The sequence below is a fragment of the Paenibacillus zanthoxyli JH29 genome (assembly GCF_000520715.1).
Taxonomy (GTDB): Bacteria; Bacillota; Bacilli; order Paenibacillales; family Paenibacillaceae; genus Paenibacillus_AQ; species Paenibacillus_AQ zanthoxyli.
Genome location: NZ_ASSD01000418.1, coordinates 1 through 9,188, shown reverse-complemented (window position 1 = coordinate 9,188; position 9,188 = coordinate 1). Strand labels below are relative to the sequence as shown.

General features: G+C 41.1%; 14 protein-coding genes. 4 read left to right on the top strand and 10 right to left on the bottom strand.

The window, feature by feature from the left end:
* From L691_RS31390 to L691_RS0115685, 9 genes are all read right to left on the bottom strand, one after another.
* On the bottom strand, nucleotides 1–420 hold a 420-nt coding region (locus L691_RS31390; protein WP_025691412.1), incomplete at its 3' end, for a transposase family protein.
* Between the two features lie 78 nt (nucleotides 421–498).
* Nucleotides 499–1,230 carry an alpha/beta hydrolase gene (locus L691_RS0115720; protein ID WP_025691411.1) on the bottom strand — a complete coding sequence of 244 codons (732 nt, stop codon included), beginning with the start codon at nucleotides 1,228–1,230 and terminating at the stop codon, nucleotides 499–501.
* 220 nt (nucleotides 1,231–1,450) lie between these two features.
* Complete coding sequence (locus tag L691_RS0115715) at nucleotides 1,451–1,834, bottom strand: DUF5071 domain-containing protein (protein WP_025691410.1); 384 nt, start codon at nucleotides 1,832–1,834, stop codon at nucleotides 1,451–1,453.
* A gap of 166 nt (nucleotides 1,835–2,000) precedes the next feature.
* Entirely contained in the window at nucleotides 2,001–2,417 is a 417-nt protein-coding gene (locus tag L691_RS0115710; protein WP_025691409.1) for a cytidine deaminase, read from the bottom strand.
* A 192-nt stretch (nucleotides 2,418–2,609) separates the two neighbouring features.
* Nucleotides 2,610–2,846, bottom strand: coding sequence for a GNAT family N-acetyltransferase (locus tag L691_RS34325; protein WP_084654198.1), 237 nt, complete (start codon nucleotides 2,844–2,846; stop codon nucleotides 2,610–2,612).
* 307 nt (nucleotides 2,847–3,153) lie between these two features.
* On the bottom strand, nucleotides 3,154–3,471 hold the full coding sequence (locus L691_RS0115700; RefSeq protein ID WP_025691408.1) for a ribonuclease E inhibitor RraB: 318 nt from the start codon (nucleotides 3,469–3,471) through the stop codon (nucleotides 3,154–3,156).
* Nucleotides 3,464–3,856 carry a DUF695 domain-containing protein gene (locus tag L691_RS0115695; RefSeq protein ID WP_269634859.1) on the bottom strand — a complete coding sequence of 131 codons (393 nt, stop codon included), beginning with the start codon at nucleotides 3,854–3,856 and terminating at the stop codon, nucleotides 3,464–3,466. Before L691_RS0115695 ends, L691_RS0115700 begins: the two co-directional genes overlap by 8 nt.
* Nucleotides 3,857–4,096: 240 nt before the next feature.
* Nucleotides 4,097–4,870 carry a class I SAM-dependent methyltransferase gene (locus tag L691_RS0115690; protein ID WP_025691406.1) on the bottom strand — a complete coding sequence of 258 codons (774 nt, stop codon included), beginning with the start codon at nucleotides 4,868–4,870 and terminating at the stop codon, nucleotides 4,097–4,099.
* 265 nt (nucleotides 4,871–5,135) lie between these two features.
* Nucleotides 5,136–5,552, bottom strand: coding sequence for a DUF4275 family protein (locus tag L691_RS0115685; RefSeq protein WP_198023055.1), 417 nt, complete (start codon nucleotides 5,550–5,552; stop codon nucleotides 5,136–5,138).
* A 320-nt stretch (nucleotides 5,553–5,872) separates the two neighbouring features.
* Here L691_RS0115685 and L691_RS0115680 point away from each other — a divergent pair, with 320 nt between their 5' ends.
* The gene (locus tag L691_RS0115680) at nucleotides 5,873–6,289 is read left to right on the top strand and encodes a PH domain-containing protein (protein WP_025691404.1); all 417 of its coding nucleotides are present in this window, start codon (nucleotides 5,873–5,875) and stop codon (nucleotides 6,287–6,289) included.
* Nucleotides 6,286–6,498: a membrane protein insertion efficiency factor YidD gene (yidD, locus tag L691_RS34320; RefSeq protein ID WP_084654190.1), complete on the top strand. Its 213-nt coding sequence runs from the start codon at nucleotides 6,286–6,288 to the stop codon at nucleotides 6,496–6,498. The genes L691_RS0115680 and yidD overlap by 4 nt, the downstream gene beginning before the upstream one ends.
* A 399-nt stretch (nucleotides 6,499–6,897) precedes the next feature.
* On the opposite strand, the gene L691_RS0115670 is transcribed toward yidD, so the two are convergent.
* Nucleotides 6,898–7,257, bottom strand: coding sequence for a HesB/IscA family protein (locus tag L691_RS0115670; RefSeq protein ID WP_025691403.1), 360 nt, complete (start codon nucleotides 7,255–7,257; stop codon nucleotides 6,898–6,900).
* 369 nt (nucleotides 7,258–7,626) lie between these two features.
* On the opposite strand from L691_RS0115670, the gene mqnE reads away from it, so the two are divergent.
* Together mqnE and L691_RS0115660 are read left to right on the top strand one after the other, a co-directional pair.
* A complete protein-coding gene (mqnE, locus tag L691_RS0115665) occupies nucleotides 7,627–8,733 on the top strand; it encodes an aminofutalosine synthase MqnE (RefSeq protein ID WP_025691402.1) in 1,107 nt (368 codons plus the stop codon).
* 45 nt (nucleotides 8,734–8,778) lie between these two features.
* Nucleotides 8,779–9,188, top strand: a 410-nt coding sequence (locus L691_RS0115660; RefSeq protein ID WP_025691401.1) for an FAD-dependent oxidoreductase, incomplete at its 3' end; no start/stop codon positions are given.

The following is a 9,188-nucleotide window of genomic DNA, read 5'->3' as shown; positions in this document are numbered from 1 at the left end:
GGATTCCTGATGCATCCGTTGTACCGTACTGGCAGGTGCCTCTTGCATTCTTGCACTATGAGCCGCCGTGGAGCCAAGCGCCTGTTCAACAGCCTGTTGACGAAAAAGTCGGCTATACCGCTCTTTAGGACCCACAAAACTGTAGGTCCAAACAAACCCAATATGACAACGGGAACAGGCTAAACGAAGAGAAGGCAGCACCAAGTAGCATCTTTTGCCGAAGAGATTCAGATGCCGAATCTTGCGCGGTTGATTCTGCCCATTTCGTTTCACTCCTTGTTCTGATCCGCACAAGGGACAGGGTTGCTTGTAAGCCACGGGCTCGGCCTCCAGATGAACCTCTTGGGCATTGATGAATAGCATTTTTTGAAGTTGTAGTTCTGGTAATTCAAGCAGTTGATTGATATACTGGAGTGGCATCTGTCATATCCTTTTGTTGTTTGGTAGGACTTACAACAATACAGGATTTGCAGATGTTTTTCCATTTTCATCCTCGTTTCACACTCGTATCGATTCGTCAACCACTAATTTCGGTTTTGAGCCTCTAAAATCTTTTATTATTTTCGATAACGGTTCAATTACCCCCATGTATGGATGAGGATCATAAGTACCATGAATTGCGATTACTGGACAAGTGATATTCCTTCCGTATTCAAGTAACTCCCCATTCTTTCTTAATATACTTGCCTCTCCCCATACATTTTCATAAATTTCGAAATCGATATTTACATGATTTGATTCATCAGGTATTGAATCGTAGTTATCTATCTTTGACATTAATTTCCCAAATTCACTCAAAATTCGTGCTCTGTCTACTTCTTCTTTGCTTAATTGTTCCATAATTTCATCATGCTTTATTTTATCTAAATCTGTCATTCTGCTTATTCTCGTTTGGATCATTTCCTGAACATACTTCTCTTCAAACGGTCCACTGCCTACAAGTATTAACTTATATACCAATTCTGGATAAACTGAAGAAAAGATAAAAGATAGCCAAGCCCCCCACGAATAACCAACCAAGTTAACTGGAGCAATCCCTATTTCATCAATAACTTCTTTCATTTCAGTAAGTAATTCACTTATGGATCTCTTAGTCTGAAAAGGCTCGACAACACTTATTTCAGTACATATTATTTTGGATAGTGGAGCCAATTCCCCAGCCGCTGCAGGTCCTCCGTGAATTAAAAATGTGGTATAAGGCGATGCACCATAAGTTTTATAATTCTTCATTTGATTTACATTCCTTCTTATTTATTCGGGCCTTTCAGAAAAACAGATCCAACAGCTCAGCTGGATCACGACCGGCAGCGACTCGGTAGGGTGGTGCGGGTGTATCGCCTGAATACACTTTCCCGAAATGCCTCGCAGCGACCGAGGGCCCGTCAGGCCCCCAGCGCGAATGAATGTTATTAGGCGTAATTACCTTCTATGAACCCACTTACAAATTAGCTTAATTCCCTAGCAATTCTCTAGCTGTAATATGTACTTCTTCAAGTTCTTCTCCCTTAGTTGGTTTATAAGCTATTCGCAGAATTTGTTCTTGTAGTTGTTGTCTTAATTCAATAGGTAAATGCATTGCAAAATATCTTAGGCACCATTCTTTCCAAATGTCATCATCTCCTTGGAGGACATCTTTAACATAGGGAATTACCTCTTCGGGAATTGTTAGTAACAACTTTGATATCTCAATAGCTATTGGCCAGTTTATGTCTTGTAGCCACATTAATAAATTCGGTATAAGTAATATCAATTCTTCTTTATCTAGTTTTTTTAAGGCGTTTACTCTCACGAAGTCATGTTTGTCTCTTGGTAAACGATTGAATAAATCATCCATCTTTTATAAATCCTTTCTAAACTCTTTGCAATTATTTCTGATAACGTTCTGGTATTCACGAACCCGTCAGGGTTGTCTGCAGATATAACCTCTGTGCCTTACTTCTGGAGACCAAGAGACCGTTAAGATCCCGTCGCGTGAATGTAATGTTATACGATTTTACTCTTTATTCCGTTCTTGTGTATTTATCCGGTAATAATTCATGGATTTTCCTCTTTATGTAATCGTCAGTTCCCTTTAAAATGACCTGTGTCTCTCTTCCATAATCGCTTATCAGTTCCCTACAAATTCCGCAGGGCGATACTACTTCTATCTTTTGTTCCTTTTGAGTTGGATCAGGATGTCTTACGGCTACGATCGTATCAAAATCACTTTCTCCTTCTGATATAGCTTTGCCTATTACAATCGCTTCGGCACATACGGATACCCGTCCAATATAAGCCTCTAAATGCACCGCCGAGTATATTTTCCCTGTTTTTGTTCGAATCGCTGCTCCGATGTGGTGCTTGCCATCTTTGTATAGTTTTTTTATTGTGTCCTGTGCTACCTCGATAAGTTCTAAATCTGCTTTTTCTAAAGGCATTTGGAATCCGCTCCTTGGAATATGTATCTGCATTAATGTCGTAAAACCTCTTAGCATTCACGAACCCGAGAACGTTATCTGCTGATTCCGCTTCCTCGAAAACCCTCTTGCAGACCAAGGGCAGTCAGTGCCCGCTACGTGAATACGGTGTTATACGATGCCGGGGCTTCTCGAAAAGCCAACCAAATTTCTTTATTGTAATTGTTTTTCCATAGTAATATATGAATGCTTTCTTAATGGGTAGCGTACTTCACCTATTTCTTTATATCCATTTCGTGTGTATAGTGCTTTAGCCGTTTCATTAATTTTATATACATCAATTCGTACACTTGTATATCCCTTCTCGATTGCGAAATTCTCTATATATTGTAATAAAAAATTACCTAAACCTTTACCTTGATGGCCCGGATCAACTGCAAGCCGATGAATGCAGCATGGTTTTCCCTTTTTTAACTTTTTTGAAAATTTTCAATACGGATGGTAAGTTATCCAATTGAACCAGTTGATAGGAATCCCCGGTTTCGTATAACGTTGATGTGTTCACGACGTCCCACCGACTTAGGCGACAAAGTCGCTGGGCGCGACGCGCTTAGTCGGTGCGGATGTGTTCGGCTGATTCCACTTCTCTGCTACTGCCAATTGCATCTCCGAATCCTCATCTATCTTCTGCCGGACCGAGGGCCGAATGGCCCGAAACGTGAACATGGTGTTATCAGAAGTGACTGACTTCCTTGAATTACTTTCTTTCTATTATTAGACTTTCCCAACCATCATAATTCCCGCCAGCTTCTATTGTTTTCTTAAGTAGTTCTGTTGTGATGTGATTTATCGTTTCAAATTCAACAGTACTTGTGTGTGAAATTATTAATTGAAATGGAAATTCCGATTCTTGTAGTGTTTCTTCTTCAACAATTCTATAAAAATTTGAATTGAGGTTTCTTTTAAAGTCTTCTCTACTCTTTTTTTCGAGAAAATAAATCCAATGGTTTATTTCACGAGGTATTTGAAGATTATCATTATTAGCTTTTAGTTGTTCTACTACTTCCCTATTCATTTTCCAACTGCTTCTCATACGCATCCGGATATAGAGTGTTTAAATAAAATTCCCATTTAGGATCTTCCGCAACAGAGATTTCACATTTGAGTTTTCTATATTTCGAAAGTGTTTTATTAAGCCTATTAAATAGTAATTTTTCTTGCATTGTATAATAGTAAAAAGACTTAGAGTCTGCATAAGTGATGGCACCTACTACAAAATCAAGAGCTGTCAATTGACTATCTATTTCATCTTCAACTGTACCAAGAAGTTCAGAATCTAATTTCTTTGAGAAAATGCTCCTTGATTGCATATTTACTTGTATTAATGTTTTTGCACCATCGATTGGGACATTTTGAATTATACCTAGATCTACTCTTACTAAAGTTTTGAATTTAGATATACATCCCAGTGATCAGACATATTAATTCTCCCTTTATTTTTAATAGTTACAGTCATTTCTGATAACGTCTTGCTTCTGCGACGTCCAGTACCCCCACCACTTTAAATCGTCCGCTTTCTTTCGGTGGGGGTACTGGATGTGGTGAGCGCTCTGTTTGCTCACCCTTGCGAAGAAGCTTTGTTAGGCGATTGTTGTATACGGAAATTACCACTAGCCATAAGGTAATATTTATTTTGTTAGTTAATATTTCTTTCCTAAATATAAATCCATAGTATCGTAAATATTGATTACACCGCCAAACTTATCTATTACAGTTGCTATTTCACTTTCTAATACGTTTTTAACATCCATATGTAAAGATCTGTGATCTGAGTATGTATTCAATAACGAAATATAGTCTTCTGCATGTAGCTTCCGTGTTTGACGGTAAATTTTTGTAATAACATTAGAAAAACCATATTTTCTCATAGTATCTTCATACTGCTGACAAGTTTTTTCATCAAACTCTTTCGGTGATTTGTCGCCAAAAGGCTTGTATTTTTTATATATTTTTTGAATTTCAAAGTGCATAGTATCATCTTTGCCAATAGCACTTGGATGATTCCAAAATAATGCAACTGTACCACCGTGTTTTAACAGACTATGCACTTTGGTAAAACCAATATCCTGTGGTAACCAATGAAAAGCAGTTGCAGAATATATCATATCGTATTTATTGTCATCAGTAGTAAAACTTTCAAAATCAATATTAATCACTTTAAAGTTACTAAATTGTGAAAACTTTTGTTTTGTAAACTCAGCCAATTTTTTACCAAACTCAACAGCCGTTACTTTACAGCCTGTTTTCAAAATTGGTAACGTTGCTTGACCTGTCCCTATACCTATTTCAAGTGCATTTTTTGTACTGTTTAGATCCGAATAATGGATAATATCATTAAACAACTCCGCAACATATGTCGGTCGCCATTTATCATAATTAACTACATCTTCATTAAATTTCAATCGCAAGTCCATTTGAGTTCACCTCACAAATTATTATTTTCTTTATGCTTTAAAACTAGTGCACAATTTCGCCTAACGTTTCCGCATTCACGAACCCGAGAGGCTTAAAGCGCTCCGGCACCGAGTCGAAAACTTAGCCTCGCAGGGTTGTCTTCCTGCCTCCACTTCTCCTCCTTTACTTCGGGCAGACCCAGAGCCGTTAGGCTCGCTGCGTGAATGCTATGTTATGGGATGCCCTTAACTCCTTAAGACACCACACTATAGTTTGTATAGTTTTTCATTCATTCTTTGTGTAAAAGTAAGGACCACACTGTGATTCATGGGTCTTTACATAAGTCCATTGGAAGTTCTTATCTGTTATATAAATATCGCTCTCCTTATCAAAATCTTCTGCTTTCATATTTTTCACCTCTTCGAGTAATAAAGCTTGGTCATCATGTTGAAAAAAAAGATAACACTCGGTCTTTAATTGATTGTTGAATCTATCTTTAGCTTTATTTTGAGTAGTGCTATTCAGCTTGTTATAACTAAATACGTGCCATAAAAATTGGTCCAAAAATATCTTCTTTTTAACTGATTCATGAATATGGTTTGTAAAGTTGTTTTCCCATTCGCTTCTAAGAAACGGTACCCACTGATTTATCTCAGTAACCTTAATGTTTTTTTGTTGCAGGAAATCAATTAGTGCAATCATATGTACCCCACCAATAATAATTAATCTGTTTTAAGGGTTTCGCTTAATGTTCTTGTATTCCTGAACCCAACAGGGTTGTCTACCAGCTATAACTTCCAGTCTTAGCTTCTAACAGTTCAAGGAGCGTATGCGCCGCTTCTTGGGTTAGTTTTCTTTTTCTTCAATGTTTTTCTGTACTTAATTAATTGGGATTCACCTTACGATAAAATCGATATCTCTTCAAAAAAGAAGAAAAAATAGAATAACTTGTCGTGTGAAGGAGGATTTTCTCAACCATTGTAGAACTTATTACCTAAAATATTATGATGTTGGAGGTATTTATGAGCTTAAGTCCTATTACTGAAGGATTGCCGACTGACCTTAAATCGCAAATGATGCCAAACGAAGTTGTATATTACTTTTCCTATATTGCTTTTGAAGGAGGGTGTGGCAATTCCGGCTCACGAGAAAATTATTGGATAGCTTTGACTAATAAAAGGGTAGTCTATAAAACAAAGATCATGGAGGCTAGCCAAAGCTTTGTTGAAAAAGATGGTATTCTTCCATTAGAAAAAATTTCATTCATTGAAGTGACAGAAGGACAATCATCTAAAGGCTGTGGGTGTAGTACTGCAAAAGCATTTCAACTTAGAATTAGCTCCTCTGGCGGTACTGTTGTGATTCCTATACCAACAAAAGAAAAGGGATATGAAATAAGAAAGGTTTATTCTCAGATTGCAGAGTTGACAAAAGAATGATCATTAATTGGCTACCAATACTTTTGATTAAAGCATATCAAAAATACTATAAACGTAAAAATCCGAAATGCCTACATTACCCCACTTGTTCTTCTTATGCTATTCTCGCCTTTAAAAAATATTGGTTTCTTAAAGCATTAATAAAAACCATTCAGAGAATTCGTGATTGTCATCCCTTCTCAAATAGACCTTACATAGATTATCCTTAAGTCCTGTTATCAGGACTTTTTTTTATCAATAGAACTACCTCCGTTCGCTCATTAGTAAAATGATACCATAATTTTCTTGGGCTATAATCGAAAAAAATGAGTTTTTTGGGTACAAAAAAGAGACAATCCTACTGGAATGCCTCTCTTTCCCGTATTCAAGTCCAATTTTAAACATAAAAAACCTCCCAAAGCTGCGTTTAGCAATCAACACAAGCTTAGGAGGTATGTCATCCACAACCCTAAATCGACGTTTTATGGGTTGTTAACGCTGGGTTTTCGGGGGGTGTTAATGTTCAATTTTGCCGCCGCAATCCGCAGCTCTAAATACTCGCTTTCATTCGGCTGCCGGATCGGCTAACGCTCAGATCAGCGGAGAGAAAACCCGCATCACACCAACACTCAGCAAGGCTCCTCGCTAGGTTTCCCTTCATCCGTCGCCGTGCGGAAGCTGTGTCCGCAGCCGCAAGTGGCGGTGGCGTTCGGGTTGTTGATGGTGAAGCCGCCGGTCATGCCGGATTCCTCGAAGTCGATTTCGAGGCCGTCGAGAAGGCGCAGGTTGTCTTTTTCCATAATGACCTTGAGGCCCTTCACGTCCATGTAGACGTCCTGATCGGTCTCGTTGTCGTCAAAGCCCATCGCATACGAGAAGCCGCTGCAGCCCCCGGGGTTCACGCCAAGACGAAGGAACATGTTCGGGATCTCCTGCGTGTCGCGCATGGTCTTCAGCTGCTCTGCAGCCGCATCGCTGATAGAAATCATGGTTTCCAGCCTCCTTTTCATTTTTATGGAAATCGAAATATTGTTCATATTTTTAAATAAAGTATACTTCACTCCCACCCGGTCCACAAGTTACAGATCAAGGGAAGTGAAGGAAGCGGGGCGGTTGCTCACCTGTGAAGAGGGGTTTATAATAGGAAAAGCAATGAGTTAAAATTCGAAATTTTGTCACGTACGGCAGGGTCCCAATCCACAAAATGAATTGCTGCCGCTTCGATATGTTGTTCCTGAAAACATCTGCGTCGTTTTTCAATACGTGAGAAACAGCGGGATGTTTTCTGTTATTAAATAACGGCTTTACGTCCATGCTGGCTAAGTCTCTTATCTTAAACCTTACTAGGAGGAATCATAATGTCTACTCTTATTACTCCCCACACGGATGCCAGAATGGCGGATATCATCGAAAAAGTTCGCAGCGGCGAAAGATTAACCCTGGAGGACGGCGTTTATTTATATGATAGCAGCGATCTGCTGACGATCGGCCAGCTTGCGAACGAAGCCAACCAGCGAAAAAATGGAAACAAGGTGTATTTTATCGAAAATATGAGCCTGTACTTTACCAATGTGTGCGAATCGCGCTGCGCGTTCTGCAACTTCCGCAAGGATGAGGGCGAAGAGGGAGCCTACACGCTCTCCGGCGAGGAAATGATCTCCTATGTGGAGCAGCATATTCACCCCGGCGTGCGGGAGTTCCACATTGTGGGCGGTCATAATGACCATGTTCCGTTTCAATATTATGTTGACTCCCTTCAGGCGCTGCACGACCGCTTCCCGGAAGTTACGCTGAAGGCTTATACGGCGGCGGAGATCGATTTTTTTACCCGGATTAGCGGTCTGAGCATCCGCGAAGTTCTGGAACGGCTGCAGGCAGCCGGACTTAAGACGCTGACAGGCGGCGGAGCGGAAATTCTATCCGATCAGTATCGCAAAAAAATGCGTGTCGACAAGGCAAACGTTGAGGAGTACCTGGAAGTACACCGGCAGGCGCATCAGCTCGGCATGCGAACCCATACGACGATGCTGTATGGCTCCATCGAGTCCCATGAGGACCGCGTCCGGCATATGCTGCAAATCCGCGAGCTTCAGGACGAGACGAACGGCTTCATGGTGTTCATCCCGCTGTCAATGCAGCCCAAGAGCAAGAACGCCGGCATTATGCGCCGCAATTCCGCGTATGAGGACCTCAAGACGATCGCCATCAGCCGGCTGATGCTGGACAACATCGACCATATCAAAGCTTATTTTATCAATATTGGACCGCAACTCACCCAAGTTTCGCTCAGCTTCGGCGCTTCGGACGTGCACGGGACGATTCTGAAAGAACGGATCAGCCATTCCGCGGGCGCACTGACTCCAGAGGGGATGACACGGGAAGAATTGATTTGGCTGGTAAAGGGCGCAGGCAAAATCCCTGTTGAGCGCGACACCTTCTACAACGAGATCAAGGTATACGAATAGCGATTGCACCACATACTCCTTCTTTTGAAAGGCAGGGCTGTGTGTATGAAAAAACTGCTTGTTCTCGGCGGCGGCTATGGCGGCCTCGCGCTAATCCAAAAATTGCTGGAGCAGCATCTTCCAAACGATGTGGAAATCGTCCTGATCGACCGGATGCCCTACCAGGGCATCAAGACGGAATATTATGCGCTTGCCGCCGGCACCGTCTCCGACCATGATCTTCGAATCGCCTTCCCTGTCCACCCAAGGCTCTCCGTCAAATACGGCGAAGTCGATGCCATTAATCTGGACAAACGGCTTGTCCTCCTGGCAGATGGCGAGCTTGTGCCCTATGACCTGCTCGCTATCGCTCTCGGGTGTACCGATAATTATCACGGCATCCCCGGAGCCGAGGAGCATACCTGCGGCATTCAGACGCTCTCGGATACAAGAGAAACTTACCGCCGCCTGAATGA